The organism is Streptococcus mitis, from assembly GCF_026782895.1.
GTDB classification, from domain to species: domain Bacteria; phylum Bacillota; class Bacilli; order Lactobacillales; family Streptococcaceae; genus Streptococcus; species Streptococcus mitis_CB.
Genome location: NZ_JAKUXJ010000003.1, coordinates 144463 through 162648, shown reverse-complemented (window position 1 = coordinate 162648; position 18186 = coordinate 144463). Strand labels below are relative to the sequence as shown.

The following is an 18186-nucleotide window of genomic DNA, read 5'->3' as shown; positions in this document are numbered from 1 at the left end:
CCCCTGTGAGATATGGAAGTCGCTTAGCTCTAGGGAGTTTAGCTCAGCTGGGAGAGCATCTGCCTTACAAGCAGAGGGTCAGCGGTTCGATCCCGTTAACTCCCAAAGGTCCCGTAGTGTAGCGGTTATCACGTCGCCCTGTCACGGCGAAGATCGCGGGTTCGATTCCCGTCGGGACCGTTAGAATAACGTAAGTTATTTTAGACTCGTTAGCTCAGTTGGTAGAGCAATTGACTTTTAATCAATGGGTCACTGGTTCGAGCCCAGTACGGGTCATATATGCGGGTTTGGCGGAATTGGCAGACGCACCAGATTTAGGATCTGGCGCTTAACGGCGTGGGGGTTCAAGTCCCTTAACCCGCATTAAGATATAATAAATGAGCCGGCTTAGCTCAGTTGGTAGAGCATCTGATTTGTAATCAGAGGGTCGCGTGTTCAAGTCATGTAGCCGGCATTTTTAGATAGAAGAAAACAGTGCGAACGTAGTTCAGTGGTAGAACACCACCTTGCCAAGGTGGGGGTCGCGGGTTCGAATCCCGTCGTTCGCTTAGAGAGGCCGGGGTGGCGGAACTGGCAGACGCACAGGACTTAAAATCCTGCGATTGGTAACGATCGTACCGGTTCGATTCCGGTCCTCGGCATAAACTAATGAGCACCCTTAGCTCAACTGGATAGAGTACCTGACTACGAATCAGGCGGTTAGAGGTTCGACTCCTCTAGGGTGCATTTTTCTATTTAACTCGGGAAGTAGCTCAGCTTGGTAGAGTACTTGGTTTGGGACCAAGGTGTCGCAGGTTCGAATCCTGTCTTCCCGATTCATTACAGAGATACGTAAGCGTATCTTTTTTATTTAACTAGATATTATATACATTAAGAGAGAAAGCGTTCGCTTCTCTCTTTTTTTTAATTTCAGTAATTCATTTTGATCGCGTATACTTTTTTATTTCCTGATTTGTTCAATGAATACTGTAGTTTAGGTACATAAATTAAAATTTAACAGATTGTATAATTCTCACAAACTTTTAAGAAAGTAATTGAAGAGTTTTTTGCTTTGACTATAATATATATGTTTTTGCGATAAAAATTCCGCTCTTTTGATTTTAAATAAGTATTACTTTTCAATATAGTGTGAATTGGGGTTGATATCTCTTTTGAGGAAACTACCTTAGAGTTTTTCTACTTGTGTTTTATTGTATAGTGTATCTTGCTTGTTTTGAACAGAATTTTTATGACATTTGTCATATTTCCTAGTGACAGAAGCTTCTAGCTCCGCTGACTTCAAAAGACTATAATTGAAGTATGAAATGGAGGAAGAAGAGATGAAGAATAAAATGATTGTCGCAATGAGTTTAGTAGCAGCAGGAGTCATGACTTATCTCATGTTCTCAGGATTGGATGAAGATTTCTATCATTTTCCTTGGGAGCTATTTGCAGGATTTGGAATGATGTCCTGGCTTATCCGAGAAGGTTTGAAATTAGTTTCAGATGTGAAAAAGGAGTTTGAAAAATGAAAAAAGCGTTTCTCTATCTTTTTATTGGACTATCACTAGTGGTGTGGTTGGTAGAAATGTTTACAGGTTGGTTTGATCAAGCCTTCCTTCACCAATTCATCCGTGGTGCCTGGGGACTAGGATTTATGATTTTTATCGCCTTTCCTATGGGAAAGGAGTGGCTGAAAGGAGAATATCATGAACATGATTAAGGTTCAAGGCTTACATAAAAATATCAAGGGCAAGGCTATTTTGAAGGATATTTCCTTTGAGGTAGCTGAAGGTGAATGCGTCGCCTTGATTGGACCAAATGGAGCTGGTAAGACGACACTCTTGGACTGTTTGCTTGGAGATAAACTGGTCACCAGTGGGCAAGTATCTATCCAAGATTTGCCGGTAACGAGCTCTAAGTTAGACTATACAAGATCCTACCTCCCACAAGAGAATGTAATTGTTCAGAAACTAAAGGTAAAAGAGTTGATTGCTTTCTTTCAAAAAATTTATCCAAATCACTTGAGTAACCAGGAAATCGATCAACTATTACAGTTTGATAAGCAACAAAAAGAGCAATTCGCAGAAAAATTATCAGGTGGACAAAAGCGTCTTTTCTCTTTTGTCTTGACCTTAATTGGGCGACCAAAGCTTGTTTTTTTAGATGAGCCAACTGCGGCCATGGATACCTCTACCCGTCAACGTTTTTGGGAAATTGTTTGGGACCTAAAAGCGCAAGGAGTCACCATTCTCTATTCGTCTCATTATATTGAAGAGGTAGAGCATACGGCTGATCGAATCTTGGTGCTCCACAAGGGTGAATTGATTCGTGATACGACGCCTCTTGCTATGCGCAGTGAGGAGATTGAAAAGCACTTTATCCTTCCTCTAGCTTACAAGGAAGTCATTGAGCAGTCTAACTTGGTTGAAAACTGGTCACAAAAACAAGATGCTCTGCAAGTTGTCACACGAGAGGCAAATGCTTTCTGGGAACTGTTAGTTCAAGCAGGATGTAGGATTCAAGAAATTGAAGTCAATAATCGTAGCTTGTTGGATACAATCTTTGAAGAAACACAAAAGGGAGATGACTAAGATGAAACGATGGATCGCACTAAACAAGATAGAATTTCTATTGACCAAACGACAATTAGTCTATTATCTATTATCCGTAGGGATGCCGACAGCATTCTATTTATTCTTTTCAGGTATGTACCAGGACACACTAGGTGGACCGGCTAATTTTATGCGCGACTACCTCATCTCCATGACGGCTTTTTCCATGATGTCGATAGCTATGTTTTCATTCCCAGCTGTTTTACATACCGATAAAATCAACAACTGGCAGAAAACATTGCGCCATACCCCTGTAAATATGGTAGAATATTATCTATCAAAGATAACAAGTATGATGGTTGATTATTTGGTCTCAATCCTGGTTGTTTTCTCAGTTGGGCACTTGGTCAGAGGTGTGGATATGTCTCTTGGAAATTGGATTGGGGCGGCTCTCTTGCTGATTTTGGGAAGTATTGCATTTGTAGCACTTGGCTTGACCTTGACTCTCTTACCAACTAGTCAGCTGATGTCTGTCGTGGGCAATCTTCTCTATCTAAGCTTGGCTGTTTTAGGTGGACTCTGGATGCCCATCTCTTTATTTCCAGACTGGATGCAAGCAATCGGGAAGTGCCTACCAACTTATCAGTTGATGGAGTTGCTCAAGACCTTCTTAAACGAGGGTGGCATCAATTTATCAGCCACAGTTTATCTACTTGTTTTTTCAGCAGTTTTGTTTGGTTTGACCATTTACCTTCAAGGTCATAAGGAGAATGCTTAATGCTTGAAAGACTGAAAAGCATAGACTATATGTATTGGGCCAGTTTGATTTTTATGGTTTTTCCCATCGTTCCTGTAGTGACTGGGGAGCTTCCTAGCTGGCATTTGTTGATTGACATTCTGTTTGTCTTGGCTTACTTAGGTGTTTTAACCACCAAGAGTCAGCGTTTATCCTGGCTCTGTTGGGTGATTATGCTAGCCTATGTAGCTGGGAATACTGCCTTTGTTGGTGTAAATTATATCTGGTTCTTCTTTTTCCTTGCCAATCTCTTAATTTATCATTTCGGCGTACGTAGTTTTAATTCTTTACATGTCCGGACTTTTCTCCTTGCTCAATTCCTTGTTGTGGGGCAACTTTTGATTTTTCAGGAAGTTGAAGTTGAGTTTCTAGTCTATCTGCTTGGAATTATCACTTTTATCGATTTAATGACTTTTGGCTTGGTTCGGATTCGTATTGTGGAGGATTTGAAAGAAGCTCAGGTTAAGCAAAATGCGCAGATAAATCTATTGCTTGCTGAAAATGAACGCAGTCGTATCGGTCAGGATTTGCATGATAGCTTGGGACATACCTTTGCTATGTTGAGTGTCAAGACAGATTTAGCCTTGCAGTTATTTCAGATGGAGGCTTATCCACAGGTGGAAAAGGAATTAAAAGACATTCACCAGATCAGTAAGGATTCCATGAATGAAGTGCGAACCATTGTGGAAAATCTTAAGTCTAGAACTTTGACATCCGAACTAGAGACTGTGAAAAAGATGTTAGAAATTGCTGGAATTGAGGTGGAAATAGCTAATCAACTAGACACAGCTAGCTTAACTCAGGAATTGGAGTCAACGGCTTCTATGATTTTGCTTGAATTAGTGACCAATATCATCAAACATGCTAAAGCGTCTAAAGTCTACTTAAAATTAGAACGGACAGAGAAAGAACTCATTCTAACAGTGAGAGATGATGGCTGTGGCTTTGCTTCTATAAAGGGGGATGACCTCCATACAGTTCGAGATCGTGTTCTTCCATTTTCGGGAGAAGTAAAGGTAATTAGCTGGAAAGAACCGACAGAAGTTCAGGTTCGACTACCTTATAAGGAGAGAAATTAAGATGAAACTACTTGTTGCAGAAGATCAAAGTATGCTACGAGATGCTATGTGTCAATTGCTCACGCTTCAACCGGATGTAGAGTCTGTCTTTCAAGCCAAGAATGGGCAAGAAGCAATCCAACTATTAGAAAGGGAGTCTGTAGATATCGCCATCCTTGACGTAGAAATGCCTGTTAAGACAGGTCTTGAAGTCTTGGAGTGGATACGAGCAGAAAATCTAGAAACAAAGGTGGTTGTGGTGACGACCTTCAAGCGTCCTGGGTATTTTGAACGTGCGGTCAAGGCTGGAGTAGATGCTTATGTATTAAAAGAAAGAAACATTGCAGACCTCATGCAAACCTTGCACACTGTCCTCGAAGGGCGCAAGGAGTATTCTCCTGAATTGATGGAAGTGGTGATGACGCATCCCAATCCGTTGACAGAACAAGAAATCGCAGTTTTAAAGGGAATCGCTCAGGGTTTCTCTAACCAAGAAATTGCAGATCAACTTTATTTATCAAACGGAACAGTCCGAAACTATGTCACCAATATTCTTTCGAAACTAGATGCTGGTAATCGAACAGAGGCAGCTAATATCGCGAAAGAATCTGGTTGGTTGTGATGATATAATATTTTTTGAACATTATGTGCTAAAATTGATGGGATTGAATGGAACAATACTAACTTTAGGAGGGTGGGATTCCTCCTTTTTCTTTTTTTGGGGAGCACTAAAAAAGAGCTAAAATTAACAATAAAAAAGAAAAATATCTTGACAACCAAGGGAAAATTTTGTTACAATAATAGACGGTACTTTTTACTTTTGGTCTCTCAAGAGTGTACAGGGACGTGCTGACAAATGTTGCAAAAGTACACACAGATGATAGCTGTCACCAAGTGTATCGTCACCAAAAATAAAAAAACACAGGAGAATGTAGATGCCTACAATTAACCAATTGGTTCGCAAACCGCGTAAATCAAAAGTAGAAAAATCTAAATCACCAGCTTTGAACGTTGGTTACAACAGTCATAAAAAAGTTCAAACAAATGTTTCTTCACCACAAAAACGTGGTGTTGCAACTCGTGTTGGAACAATGACACCTAAAAAACCTAACTCAGCCCTTCGTAAATTCGCTCGTGTACGTTTGAGCAACCTTATCGAAGTTACTGCCTACATCCCAGGTATCGGACACAACTTGCAAGAGCACAGCGTGGTGCTTCTTCGTGGTGGACGTGTAAAAGACCTTCCAGGGGTACGTTACCATATCGTCCGTGGTGCACTTGATACTGCAGGTGTTAACGATCGTAAACAAGGCCGTTCTAAATACGGTACTAAACGTCCAAAAGCATAAGGAAAGGGGATAAAGAGAAATGAGTCGTAAAAATAGAGCTCCAAAACGTGACGTATTGCCAGATCCGCTTTACAATTCACAACTAGTTACTCGTCTTATCAACCGCGTTATGCTTGATGGTAAACGTGGTACAGCTGCTTCAATCGTTTACGGTGCCTTTGAGCAAATCAAAGAAGCTACTGGAAACGATGCACTTGAAGTATTTGAAACAGCTATGGAAAACATCATGCCTGTACTTGAAGTACGTGCACGTCGTGTTGGTGGTTCTAACTACCAAGTCCCAGTTGAAGTTCGTCCAGAACGTCGTACAACACTTGGACTTCGTTGGTTGGTAACAATCGCTCGTCTTCGTGGTGAACACACAATGCAAGACCGTCTTGCAAAAGAAATCTTGGATGCTGCTAACAACACTGGTGCAGCTGTTAAGAAACGTGAAGACACTCACCGTATGGCTGAAGCTAACCGTGCATTCGCACACTTCCGTTGGTAAAATCATGATGCTAGGAACGGTAAGGATGCAAGGTGAAAATAGGAAACTGACGCAGTATTCGACGAATACAAGGAAGTTTATCTTTTTCACACAGCATCCCGTTCCGGCTCAAATCGGCTAGTTAACTTTAGCCCGAGTTCAATTCAACTTGTAAATCTACAAGTTGAAACCAACAATAGCATGAAAACATTGAGAACGGGTAGGTCCTGCCTATCCGTTTTTATTAAAATCGTGTTATAATAGAATAGAAATCAAAAATAAATAGGAGAAACAAACCTCATGGCACGCGAATTTTCACTTGAAAAAACTCGTAATATCGGTATCATGGCTCACGTCGATGCTGGTAAAACAACAACTACTGAGCGTATTCTTTACTACACTGGTAAAATCCACAAAATCGGTGAAACTCACGAAGGTGCGTCACAAATGGACTGGATGGAGCAAGAGCAAGAGCGTGGTATCACTATCACATCTGCTGCGACAACAGCTCAATGGAACAACCACCGTGTAAACATCATCGACACACCAGGACACGTGGACTTCACAATCGAAGTACAACGTTCTCTTCGTGTATTGGATGGTGCGGTTACCGTTCTTGACTCACAATCAGGTGTTGAGCCTCAAACTGAAACAGTTTGGCGTCAAGCAACTGAGTATGGAGTTCCACGTATCGTATTTGCCAACAAAATGGACAAAATCGGTGCTGACTTCCTTTACTCTGTAAGCACACTTCATGATCGTCTTCAAGCAAATGCACACCCAATCCAATTGCCAATCGGTTCTGAAGATGACTTCCGTGGTATCATCGACTTGATCAAGATGAAAGCTGAAATCTATACTAACGACCTTGGTACAGATATCCTTGAAGAAGACATCCCAGCTGAATACCTTGACCAAGCTCAAGAATACCGTGAAAAATTGATCGAAGCAGTTGCTGAAACTGACGAAGAATTGATGATGAAATACCTCGAAGGTGAAGAAATCACTAACGAAGAATTGAAAGCTGGTATCCGTAAAGCGACTATCAACGTTGAATTCTTCCCAGTATTGTGTGGTTCTGCCTTCAAGAACAAAGGTGTTCAATTGATGCTTGATGCGGTTATTGACTACCTTCCAAGCCCACTTGACATCCCAGCGATCAAAGGTATCAACCCAGATACAGATGAAGAAGAAACTCGTCCAGCATCTGACGAAGAGCCATTTGCAGCTCTTGCCTTCAAGATCATGACAGACCCATTCGTAGGTCGTTTGACATTCTTCCGTGTTTACTCAGGTGTTCTTCAATCAGGTTCATACGTATTGAACACTTCTAAAGGTAAACGTGAGCGTATCGGACGTATCCTTCAAATGCACGCTAACAGCCGTCAAGAAATCGACACTGTTTACTCAGGTGATATCGCTGCTGCCGTTGGTTTGAAAGATACTACAACTGGTGACTCATTGACAGATGAAAAAGCTAAAATCATCCTTGAGTCAATCAACGTTCCAGAACCAGTTATCCAATTGATGGTTGAACCAAAATCTAAAGCTGACCAAGACAAGATGGGTATTGCCCTTCAAAAATTGGCTGAAGAAGATCCAACATTCCGCGTTGAAACAAACGTTGAAACTGGAGAAACAGTTATCTCAGGTATGGGTGAGCTTCACCTTGACGTCCTTGTTGACCGTATGCGTCGTGAGTTCAAAGTGGAAGCGAACGTAGGTGCACCTCAAGTATCTTACCGTGAAACATTCCGCGCTTCTACTCAAGCACGTGGATTCTTCAAACGTCAATCTGGTGGTAAAGGTCAATTCGGTGATGTATGGATTGAATTTACTCCAAACGAAGAAGGTAAAGGATTCGAATTCGAAAACGCAATCGTCGGTGGTGTGGTTCCTCGCGAATTTATCCCAGCGGTTGAAAAAGGTTTGGTAGAATCTATGGCTAACGGTGTACTTGCAGGTTACCCAATGGTTGACGTTAAAGCTAAACTTTACGATGGTTCATACCACGATGTCGACTCATCTGAAACTGCCTTCAAGATCGCGGCTTCACTTGCCCTTAAAGAAGCTGCTAAATCAGCACAACCAGCTATCCTTGAGCCAATGATGCTTGTAACAATTACTGTTCCAGAAGAAAACCTTGGTGATGTTATGGGTCACGTAACTGCTCGTCGTGGACGTGTAGATGGTATGGAAGCACATGGTAACAGCCAAATCGTTCGTGCTTACGTTCCACTTGCTGAAATGTTCGGTTACGCAACAGTTCTTCGTTCTGCATCTCAAGGACGTGGTACATTCATGATGGTATTTGACCACTACGAAGATGTACCTAAGTCAGTACAAGAAGAAATCATTAAGAAAAACAAAGGTGAAGACTAATCCGTCCTCACTCTAGAAGGAAGTCACTTAGTGGCTTCCTTTTGTCTTTAGAAAATACCTCTAAATATGGTAAAATAGTAGAAGAATAATGTGAGGAAAATGAATGTCAAACAGTTTTGAAATTTTGATGAATCAACTGGGGATGCCTGCTGAAATGAGACAGGATCCTGCTTTAGCACAGGCCGATATTGAGCGAGTTGTGGTTCATAAAATTAGTAAGGTATGGGAGTTTCATTTCGTATTTTCTAATATTTTACCGATTGAAATCTTTTTAGAATTAAAGAAAGGTTTGAGCGAAGAATTTTCTAAGACAGGCAATAAAGCTATTTTCGAAATCAAGACTCTGTCTCAAGAATTTTCAAATCAACTCTTGCAGTCCTACTATAGAGAGGCTTTTTCTGAGGGGCCATGTGCTAGTCAAGGTTTTAAGTCCCTTTATCAGAATTTGCGAGTTCGTGCGGAGGGCAATCAACTCTTTATTGAAGGATCTGAGGCGATTGATAAGGAACACTTTAAGAAAAATCATCTTCCTAATTTAGCCAAACAACTTGAGAAGTTTGGTTTTCCAATTTTTAACTGTCAAGTAGAGAAAAATGATGTCCTGACCCAAGAGCAAGAGGAAGCCTTTCATGCTGAAAATGAGCAGATTGTTCAAGCTGCCAATGAGGAAGCGCTTCGTGCTATGGAACAACTGGAACAGATGGCACCTCCTCCAGCGGAAGAGAAACCAGCCTTTGATTTTCAAACGAAAAAAGCTGCAGCTAAACCCAAGCTAGATAAGGCAGAGATTACTCCTATGATCGAAGTGACGACGGAGGAAAATCGTTTGGTCTTTGAAGGGGTTGTTTTTGATGTGGATCAAAAAGTGACCAGAACAGGGCGTGTTTTGATCAACTTTAAAATGACGGACTACACTTCCAGTTTTTCGATGCAAAAGTGGGTTAAGAACGAGGAAGAGGCTCAGAAATTTGACCTAATCAAGAAAAATTCTTGGCTCCGAGTGCGTGGGAATGTGGAGATGAATAACTTCACACGCGATTTGACTATGAATGTGCAGGATGTGCAGGAAGTTGTTCACTATGAGCGGAAGGATTTGATGCCAGAAGGTGAGCGCCGGGTTGAGTTTCATGCTCATACTAACATGTCGACCATGGATGCACTACCCGAGGTAGAAGAGATCGTTGCGACAGCTGCTAAGTGGGGACACAAGGCGGTTGCCATCACGGACCATGGAAATGTTCAGTCCTTCCCACACGGTTATAAGGCGGCTAAGAAAGCGGGAATCCAGCTGATCTATGGTATGGAAGCCAATATCGTGGAGGACCGTGTTCCTATCGTCTATAACGAAGTAGAGATGGACTTGTCAGAAGCGACCTATGTGGTCTTTGACGTGGAAACAACGGGACTTTCAGCTATTTATAATGACTTGATTCAGGTTGCGGCCTCTAAGATGTACAAGGGGAATGTTATTGCCGAATTTGATGAATTTATCAATCCTGGTCATCCCTTGTCAGCTTTTACTACTGAGTTGACTGGAATTACAGATGACCATGTCAAAAATGCCAAACCACTAGAACAAGTTTTGCAAGAATTCCAAGAATTCTGCAAGGATACAGTCTTAGTTGCCCATAATGCTACCTTTGACGTTGGCTTTATGAATGCCAATTATGAGCGTCATGGTTTGCCTAAGATTAGTCAACCAGTGATTGATACGCTTGAGTTTGCTAGAAACCTGTATCCTGAGTATAAACGTCATGGTTTGGGGCCTTTGACCAAGCGTTTTGGTGTGGCCTTAGAGCATCACCACATGGCCAACTACGATGCGGAAGCTACAGGTCGCCTGCTTTTCATCTTTATCAAAGAAGTAGCAGAAAAACATGGTGTGACCGATCTAGCTAGACTTAACATTGATTTGATTAGTCCAGATTCTTATAAAAAAGCTCGGATCAAGCATGCGACTATTTATGTCAAGAATCAGGTAGGTCTAAAAAATATCTTTAAGCTGGTTTCCTTGTCTAATACCAAGTACTTTGAAGGGGTGCCACGAATTCCGAGAACGGTTCTAGATGCCCATCGAGAGGGATTGGTTTTAGGATCAGCCTGTGCAGAAGGTGAAGTTTTTGATGCAGTCGTTTCCCAGGGCGTGGATGCGGCGGTTGAGGTGGCCAAGTATTATGACTTTATCGAGGTTATGCCACCAGCTATCTATGCTCCCTTGATTGCCAAGGAGCAGGTCAAGGATATGGAAGAACTCCAGACCATTATCAAGAGTTTGATAGAGGTGGGAGACCGTCTTGGTAAGCCTGTTCTGGCTACGGGGAATGTCCACTATATCGAACCAGAAGAAGAAATTTACCGTGAAATTATTGTCCGTAGTTTGGGACAGGGGGCGATGATTAACCGTACCATTGGTCACGGTGAGCATGCTCAACCAGCTCCTCTTCCAAAAGCCCATTTTAGAACGACAAATGAGATGTTGGATGAATTTGCCTTCTTGGGAGAGGATTTGGCTCATAAACTGGTTATTGAAAATACCAATGCCTTGGCAGATATCTTTGAACCCGTTGAGGTTGTAAAAGGTGACTTGTACACACCTTTCATCGACAAGGCTGAAGAAACAGTTGCTGAGTTGACCTATAAGAAAGCTTTTGAGATTTATGGAAATCCGCTACCAGATATCGTTGATTTGCGGATTGAAAAAGAATTAACTTCTATTCTGGGGAATGGATTTGCTGTGATTTATCTGGCATCACAGATGCTGGTGCAACGCTCCAATGAACGGGGTTACTTGGTTGGTTCTCGTGGGTCTGTAGGATCTAGTTTCGTTGCGACCATGATTGGGATTACGGAGGTTAATCCTCTCTCTCCTCACTATGTCTGTGGTCAGTGTCAATACAGCGAGTTTATCACCGATGGTTCTTATGGTTCAGGATTTGATATGCCCAATAAGGATTGTCCAAACTGTGGTCACAAACTCAGTAAAAACGGACAGGATATTCCGTTTGAAACCTTCCTTGGTTTTGATGGAGACAAGGTTCCTGATATTGACTTGAACTTCTCGGGAGAGGATCAGCCTAGCGCCCACTTGGATGTGCGTGATATCTTTGGTGAGGAATATGCCTTCCGTGCGGGAACGGTTGGTACGGTAGCTGCTAAGACTGCCTATGGATTTGTAAAGGGCTACGAGAGAGACTACGGGAAGTTTTATCGTGATGCAGAGGTGGAACGCCTTGCTCAAGGTGCAGCTGGTGTCAAGCGGACAACAGGACAACACCCGGGGGGAATCGTTGTTATTCCTAACTATATGGATGTTTACGACTTTACGCCTGTCCAGTATCCAGCAGATGACGTGACGGCTGAATGGCAGACCACTCACTTTAACTTCCATGATATCGATGAGAACGTCCTCAAACTTGATGTACTGGGACATGATGATCCGACCATGATTCGAAAACTCCAGGACTTGTCTGGGATTGATCCTAATGAAATTCCTATGGATGACGAAGGCGTAATGGCCCTCTTTTCTGGGACTGATGTGCTAGGAGTGACACCTGAGCAAATCGGAACGCCTACGGGCATGCTGGGGATTCCTGAGTTTGGAACCAACTTTGTACGTGGAATGGTGGACGAGACGCACCCAACGACTTTTGCGGAGTTGCTGCAGTTGTCTGGACTGTCCCACGGTACTGACGTTTGGTTGGGAAATGCCCAGGATTTGATTAAACAAGGGATTGCGGATCTATCAACCGTTATCGGTTGTCGAGACGACATCATGGTTTACCTCATGCATGCTGGTCTCGAACCTAAGATGGCCTTTACCATCATGGAACGGGTACGTAAGGGCTTGTGGCTCAAGATTTCCGAAGAGGAACGCAATGGCTACATTGAAGCCATGAAGGCTAATAAGGTGCCAGAGTGGTATATCGAGTCCTGTGGGAAAATTAAGTATATGTTCCCTAAGGCCCATGCGGCAGCCTACGTTATGATGGCCTTGCGTGTAGCTTACTTCAAGGTTCATCATCCCATTTATTACTACTGTGCTTATTTCTCAATCCGTGCTAAGGCTTTTGATATCAAGACCATGGGGGCGGGCTTGGAGGCTATCAAGCGCAGAATGGAAGAAATCTCTGAAAAACGGAAGAACAATGAAGCCTCTAATGTGGAGATCGATCTCTATACAACTCTTGAGATTGTCAATGAGATGTGGGAGCGTGGCTTCAAGTTTGGGAAGTTAGACCTTTACCGTAGTGATGCGACTGAATTCATCATTGACGGAGATACACTGATTCCACCATTTGTCGCTATGGATGGTCTGGGAGAGAACGTTGCTAAGCAGTTGGTGCGAGCGCGTGAAGAGGGAGAATTCCTCTCTAAAACAGAACTACGCAAGCGTGGTGGACTTTCCTCAACTTTGGTTGAAAAGATGGATGAAATGGGTATTCTTGGAAATATGCCAGAGGATAATCAGTTGAGTTTGTTTGATGAGTTGTTTTAAGTGCTAGTAACGGAGGGCTTTTGATGAAACTAAGAATATTTGCAGAAGACAAACCAGCTCAAAAAGTTTTTGACTATCAGCTAGAGCTGGCAGATGAAATAATTCTTCTATCAACAGCACTCTTGTCAGGTGCCATTACTTTAGCAGGATTATTCTCTGCTTTGAAAGAAAAATAAACAAAAAGAAAAGGAAGAATAAAATGGTTTTACCAAATTTTAAAGAAAATCTAGAAAAATATGCGAAATTATTGGTTGCGAACGGAATCAATGTGCAACCTGGTCACACTTTGGCTCTCTCTATCGATGTGGAGCAACGCGAGTTGGCTCACTTAATCGTCAAAGAAGCTTATGCTTTGGGTGCGCACGAGGTTATTGTTCAGTGGACAGATGATGTGATTAACCGTGAGAAATTCCTCCATGCGCCGATGGAGCGTTTGGACAATGTGCCAGAATATAAGATTGCTGAGATGAACTATCTTTTGGAAAACAAGGCTAGCCGTCTTGGAGTTCGTTCATCTGATCCAGGTGCTTTGAACGGTGTGGATGCTGACAAGCTTTCAGCTTCTGCTAAAGCTATGGGACTTGCCATGAAGCCAATGCGAATCGCAACTCAATCTAACAAGGTTAGCTGGACGGTAGCAGCCGCTGCTGGACTTGAGTGGGCTAAGAAAGTCTTTCCAAATGCTGCGAACGATGAAGAAGCAGTCGATCTCCTTTGGGACCAAATCTTCAAAACTTGCCGTGTCTATGAAGAAGATCCTGTTAAGGCTTGGGAAGAGCATGCAGCTATCCTCAAGAGCAAGGCCGATATGCTTAATAAAGAGCAATTTTCAGCCCTTCACTACACAGCGCCAGGAACAGATTTGACACTTGGTTTGCCGAAAAACCATGTTTGGGAATCAGCTGGTGCTATCAATGCACAGGGCGAAGGATTCTTGCCAAATATGCCGACAGAAGAAGTCTTCACAGCACCTGACTTCCGTCGTGCAGATGGTTATGTCACTTCTACAAAACCGCTTAGTTATAACGGAAACATTATTGAAGGTATTAAGGTGACCTTTAAGGATGGACAAATCGTTGATATCACTGCTGAGAAGGGTGATCAGGTCATGAAAGACCTTGTCTTTGAAAATGCGGGTGCGCGTGCCTTGGGTGAATGTGCCTTGGTACCAGATCCAAGCCCAATTTCTCAGTCAGGCATTACCTTCTTTAATACCCTTTTCGATGAGAATGCATCAAATCATTTGGCTATCGGTGCAGCCTATGCGACTAGTGTTGTTGGTGGAGCGGAGATGAGCGAAGAGGAGCTTGCAGCTGCGGGGCTTAACCGTTCAGATGTTCACGTAGACTTTATGATTGGTTCTAACCAAATGGATATCGATGGTATCCGTGAGGATGGGACACGTGTACCACTCTTCCGTAACGGTGATTGGGCAAATTAAGGAGATAATATGTTAGGAAGTATGTTCGTTGGTCTCCTAGTGGGATTTTTAGCAGGTACTCTGACCAATCGTGGAGAGCGAATGGGATGTTTTGGAAAAATGTTTCTAGGCTGGATTGGTGCCTTTATAGGGAACTTGCTTTTTGGGACTTGGGGGCCGATAATAGCAGGAACTGCCATTATTCCGGCAGTACTAGGTTCCATGATTGTCTTAGCGATTTTCTGGAGACGAGGAAGTTAATTTCTTAAATCTGATACTCAATGAAAATCAAAGAGCAAACTAGGAAACTAGCCGCAGGTTGCTCAAAGCACTGCTTTGAGGTTGTAGATAGAACTGACGAAGTCAGCTCAAAACACTGTTTTGAGGTTGCAGATAGAACTGACGAAGTCAGTAACATATATACGGCAAGGTGACGTTGACGCGGTTTGAAGAGATTTTTGAAGAGTATGAAACGAAAAGGAGGTTGGTCATTGTACCAGCCTCCTTTTGAGTATGATATAATAGTTCTATGAGATTAGATAAATTTTTAGTTGCCTGTGCTGTGGGGAGTCGGACTGAGGTCAAAAACTTGCTCAAGTCTGGGCGCGTGATGGTAAATGGTAAAAAAGAAAAGTCAGCGAAACTGCAGATTGATGAAGAAAGAGATGAGATTCGCTTTGACGGGCAAGTGTTGGAGTATGAAGAGTTTGTCTACTACATGATGAACAAGCCCAAAGGAGTTATCTCAGCGACTGAGGATCCTAAGCACAGAACGGTTCTGGACTTGCTGGATGATATTGCTCGGAGCAAGGAAGTTTTTCCAGTAGGACGCTTGGATATTGACACGCATGGTCTTTTGCTCTTGACCAATGATGGCCAGCTGGCTCATGCTCTTCTTTCACCCAAGCGTCATGTTGACAAGACTTATCAGGCACAGGTCAAGGGAATTATGACCCAAGAAGACGTAGAGACATTTGCCAAGGGCATTCCGCTCAAAGACTTTACCTGTCAGCCCGCTAGACTGGAGATTCTTTACACAGATGCAGAAAAGAATCAGAGCCAAATCTGTGTGACTATTGCAGAAGGGAAGTTTCATCAGGTCAAGCGTATGGTAGCCTACTGTGGCAAGGAAGTAGTAGACCTACAGCGTTTGGCTATGGGAACTCTGATTTTAGATGAGAACTTACAAAGAGGAGAATGGCGTCGCTTGACCGAGGAGGAATTAGAAGCTCTCCTTGCAAGTATTGCTTAGTTTGGTTTATATTAGAAAAAGGTGAGGAAGAATGTCCTTGCCTTTTATGTTTTTCAGTTGCTTCCTTTGTGAAAAGAGTTATAATAGACTGTAGAATAAAAGGAGGAATCTATGGACGCGATTCAAGAATCATTTACTGATAAACTATTTGCCAATTATGAAGCAAATGTAAAATACCAAGCGATTGAAAATGCTGCCAGCCACAACGGAATTTTTGCAGCTCTAGAACGTCGCCAAAGCCATGTAGATAACACACCTGTTTTCTCATTGGATTTGACCAAGGACAAGGTAACCAACCAGAAAGCATCTGGTCGTTGCTGGATGTTTGCAGCTCTTAACACCTTCCGCCACAAACTCATCTCACAATACAAACTAGAAAATTTTGAGTTATCACAGGCCCACACCTTCTTCTGGGACAAGTATGAGAAATCAAACTGGTTCTTGGAGCAAGTGATTGCGACTGCAGACCAAGACTTGACGAGTCGTAAGGTTAGCTTCCTACTCCAAACTCCACAACAAGATGGTGGACAATGGGATATGGTGGTGTCTCTCTTTGAGAAATACGGTGTCGTGCCTAAGTCAGTTTACCCTGAGTCAGTTTCATCTAGTAGCAGCCGTGAGCTAAATGCAATCCTTAACAAATTGCTTCGCCAAGATGCTCAAATCTTGCGTGACTTGCTTGCTTCTGGCGCAGACCAAGCGACTGTTCAAGCTAAGAAAGAAGACCTCTTGCAAGAAATCTTTAACTTCCTTGCTATGTCATTGGGTCTTCCACCACGTAAATTTGACTTTGCTTATCGCGATAAGGATAACAACTACCAAAGCGAAAAGGGCATTACACCACAGGAATTTTACAAGAAATATGTCAATCTTCCTCTAGAAGATTACGTTTCTGTTATCAACGCCCCAACTGCTGACAAGCCTTACGGCAAATCTTACACAGTTGAGATGTTAGGAAATGTAGTTGGTAGCCGTGCAGTTCGCTACATCAACGTGCCGATGGAGCGCTTAAAAGAATTGGCGATTGCTCAAATGCAAGCAGGTGAGACTGTTTGGTTTGGTTCTGATGTTGGTCAGCTCAGCAACCGTAAAGCTGGAATCCTTGCGACAGATGTTTATGACTTTGAATCAAGCATGGATATTCAATTCACTCAAGACAAGGCTGGACGTTTGGACTACAGCGAAAGCTTGATGACCCACGCTATGGTCTTGACGGGTGTGGATTTGGACGAAAATGGCAAGTCAACCAAGTGGAAGGTTGAAAACTCTTGGGGAGATAAGGTTGGTACAGATGGTTACTTTGTTGCTTCAGATGCTTGGATGGACGAATATACATACCAAATCGTTGTTCGCAAAGAATTGCTGACAGCAGAAGAACAAGCTGCCTATGAAGCAGAACCAATCGTACTTGCACCATGGGATCCAATGGGAGCCTTGGCTGAATAAAAGTATAGAAAAAAGGAATCAGATTTTAGAACCTGATTCCTTTTAAGTTGCTTGATTACATGATGTGAAGAACATGTGCCACAATACCCACTGCGAAGAGTGCAAGGATAATAGTGATTGGAGATACTTTTTTCTTAAGCAAGTACATGCAAAGGAGAGTAAGGAGTAGTCCTGATAGTCCAGGGATCAACATATCCAAGTTTTGTTGGAAAGTAGTAACTTTTTCAGGTGTTTGAGACAATCCTTGTCCTACTTGTGCGAATGCTTCTTGAATACCTTTAGATCCTTCTGGCAATTTATCCCAATGGATATAAGCCTTCTCATCTAGTTGAACTTTGGCAACATCGAAAGCAAATTTAATATTTACCCAACGTTGAACAAGGACAGCAAGAATGAACATACCAAGGATAGAAGCTCCTTTAGTGATGTCTTGAAGGATACCGCCAGACATATCTTTAGTGATTTCTGATCCAGCCTTGTATCCAATCTCTTGTGTATACCACAAGAATGACATACGAATCAAGTTCCAAAGAACGAAGAAGAGGATTGGACCTAAGATATTACCAGTAAGGGCAAGTGAAGCACCGAGTGATCCAAGGATTGGGCGTACTGTAAACCAGAATACTGGGTCACCGATACCAGCAAGAGGTCCCATCATACCGATTTTAACCCCTTGGATAGCAGCGTCATCAATTTCAACACCGTTAGCACGTTCTTCTTCAAGTGCAAGAGTAACCCCCATGATTGGAGCGGCTACGTATGGGTGAGTGTTGAAGAACTCAAGATGGCGTTCAAGAGCAGCGATTTGATCTTCTTTTTTAGTGTAGAGTTTTTTAAGAGCTGGAATTAATGAGTAAGCCCAACCCAAGTTTTGCATACGTTCATAGTTCCAAGAACCTTGTAAGAAAGTTGAACGCCACCAAACTTTTTTACGATCTGATTTAGTTAATTGAAGTTTTTCAGTCATGATGTTTTCAGTCCTTTC

16 protein-coding genes and 9 tRNA genes are annotated in these 18186 nt (G+C 42.6%); 24 read left to right on the top strand and 1 reads right to left on the bottom strand.

The window, feature by feature from the left end:
- Window positions 1-32: 32 nt before the first annotated feature.
- The 24 genes from MK480_RS04090 to pepC all read left to right on the top strand — a co-directional run bounded on the left by MK480_RS04090 (window position 33) and on the right by pepC (window position 17201).
- Window positions 33-105 (top strand) — tRNA-Val (locus MK480_RS04090).
- Window positions 106-107: 2 nt separating this feature from the next.
- Window positions 108-180, top strand: a tRNA-Asp gene (locus tag MK480_RS04085).
- 23 nt (window positions 181-203) lie between these two features.
- Window positions 204-276, top strand: a tRNA-Lys gene (locus tag MK480_RS04080).
- A gap of 5 nt (window positions 277-281) precedes the next feature.
- Window positions 282-363, top strand: a tRNA-Leu gene (locus MK480_RS04075).
- An 18-nt stretch (window positions 364-381) separates the two neighbouring features.
- Window positions 382-454: transfer RNA gene (locus MK480_RS04070), tRNA-Thr, on the top strand.
- 22 nt (window positions 455-476) lie between these two features.
- A tRNA-Gly gene (locus MK480_RS04065) sits at window positions 477-548 on the top strand.
- Between the two features lie 7 nt (window positions 549-555).
- Window positions 556-641 (top strand) — tRNA-Leu (locus MK480_RS04060).
- Between the two features lie 11 nt (window positions 642-652).
- Window positions 653-726, top strand: a tRNA-Arg gene (locus tag MK480_RS04055).
- A gap of 15 nt (window positions 727-741) precedes the next feature.
- A tRNA-Pro gene (locus tag MK480_RS04050) sits at window positions 742-815 on the top strand.
- Window positions 816-1304: 489 nt separating this feature from the next.
- Window positions 1305-1511: a hypothetical protein gene (locus MK480_RS04045; protein WP_194250709.1), complete on the top strand. Its 207-nt coding sequence runs from the start codon at window positions 1305-1307 to the stop codon at window positions 1509-1511.
- Entirely contained in the window at window positions 1508-1702 is a 195-nt protein-coding gene (locus MK480_RS04040; RefSeq protein ID WP_000708869.1) for a hypothetical protein, read from the top strand. Before MK480_RS04045 ends, MK480_RS04040 begins: the two co-directional genes overlap by 4 nt.
- Entirely contained in the window at window positions 1689-2573 is an 885-nt protein-coding gene (locus tag MK480_RS04035; protein ID WP_153199321.1) for an ABC transporter ATP-binding protein, read from the top strand. The genes MK480_RS04040 and MK480_RS04035 overlap by 14 nt, the downstream gene beginning before the upstream one ends.
- Window position 2574: 1 nt before the next feature.
- Window positions 2575-3312 (top strand): ABC transporter permease, encoded by a 738-nt coding sequence (locus MK480_RS04030; RefSeq protein ID WP_153199319.1) that lies wholly within the window; start codon window positions 2575-2577, stop codon window positions 3310-3312.
- Entirely contained in the window at window positions 3312-4409 is a 1098-nt protein-coding gene (locus MK480_RS04025; protein ID WP_265482057.1) for a sensor histidine kinase, read from the top strand. The genes MK480_RS04030 and MK480_RS04025 overlap by 1 nt, the downstream gene beginning before the upstream one ends.
- 1 nt (window position 4410) lies before the next feature.
- Complete coding sequence (locus MK480_RS04020; protein WP_049502240.1) at window positions 4411-5010, top strand: response regulator transcription factor; 600 nt, start codon at window positions 4411-4413, stop codon at window positions 5008-5010.
- A 313-nt stretch (window positions 5011-5323) separates the two neighbouring features.
- Window positions 5324-5737: a 30S ribosomal protein S12 gene (gene rpsL, locus MK480_RS04015; protein WP_001142332.1), complete on the top strand. Its 414-nt coding sequence runs from the start codon at window positions 5324-5326 to the stop codon at window positions 5735-5737.
- A gap of 19 nt (window positions 5738-5756) precedes the next feature.
- Window positions 5757-6227 carry a 30S ribosomal protein S7 gene (gene rpsG / locus MK480_RS04010; protein ID WP_000087873.1) on the top strand — a complete coding sequence of 157 codons (471 nt, stop codon included), beginning with the start codon at window positions 5757-5759 and terminating at the stop codon, window positions 6225-6227.
- A gap of 279 nt (window positions 6228-6506) precedes the next feature.
- Entirely contained in the window at window positions 6507-8588 is a 2082-nt protein-coding gene (fusA, locus tag MK480_RS04005; protein ID WP_000090348.1) for an elongation factor G, read from the top strand.
- Between the two features lie 103 nt (window positions 8589-8691).
- The gene (locus MK480_RS04000; RefSeq protein WP_268707221.1) at window positions 8692-13083 is read left to right on the top strand and encodes a PolC-type DNA polymerase III; all 4392 of its coding nucleotides are present in this window, start codon (window positions 8692-8694) and stop codon (window positions 13081-13083) included.
- A gap of 23 nt (window positions 13084-13106) precedes the next feature.
- Window positions 13107-13259 carry a hypothetical protein gene (locus MK480_RS03995; protein WP_060627192.1) on the top strand — a complete coding sequence of 51 codons (153 nt, stop codon included), beginning with the start codon at window positions 13107-13109 and terminating at the stop codon, window positions 13257-13259.
- A gap of 23 nt (window positions 13260-13282) precedes the next feature.
- Window positions 13283-14524: an aminopeptidase gene (locus tag MK480_RS03990; RefSeq protein WP_060627191.1), complete on the top strand. Its 1242-nt coding sequence runs from the start codon at window positions 13283-13285 to the stop codon at window positions 14522-14524.
- Window positions 14525-14533: 9 nt separating this feature from the next.
- Window positions 14534-14764 (top strand): GlsB/YeaQ/YmgE family stress response membrane protein, encoded by a 231-nt coding sequence (locus MK480_RS03985; protein ID WP_000901574.1) that lies wholly within the window; start codon window positions 14534-14536, stop codon window positions 14762-14764.
- A 268-nt stretch (window positions 14765-15032) separates the two neighbouring features.
- On the top strand, window positions 15033-15755 hold the full coding sequence (locus tag MK480_RS03980) for a pseudouridine synthase (RefSeq protein ID WP_049547113.1): 723 nt from the start codon (window positions 15033-15035) through the stop codon (window positions 15753-15755).
- Between the two features lie 111 nt (window positions 15756-15866).
- The gene (pepC, locus tag MK480_RS03975) at window positions 15867-17201 is read left to right on the top strand and encodes an aminopeptidase C (protein WP_064276422.1); all 1335 of its coding nucleotides are present in this window, start codon (window positions 15867-15869) and stop codon (window positions 17199-17201) included.
- 55 nt (window positions 17202-17256) lie between these two features.
- Here pepC and MK480_RS03970 read toward each other — a convergent pair whose 3' ends face one another.
- A complete protein-coding gene (locus tag MK480_RS03970; RefSeq protein ID WP_000136864.1) occupies window positions 17257-18168 on the bottom strand; it encodes a PTS system mannose/fructose/sorbose family transporter subunit IID in 912 nt (303 codons plus the stop codon).
- Window positions 18169-18186 lie beyond the last annotated feature (18 nt).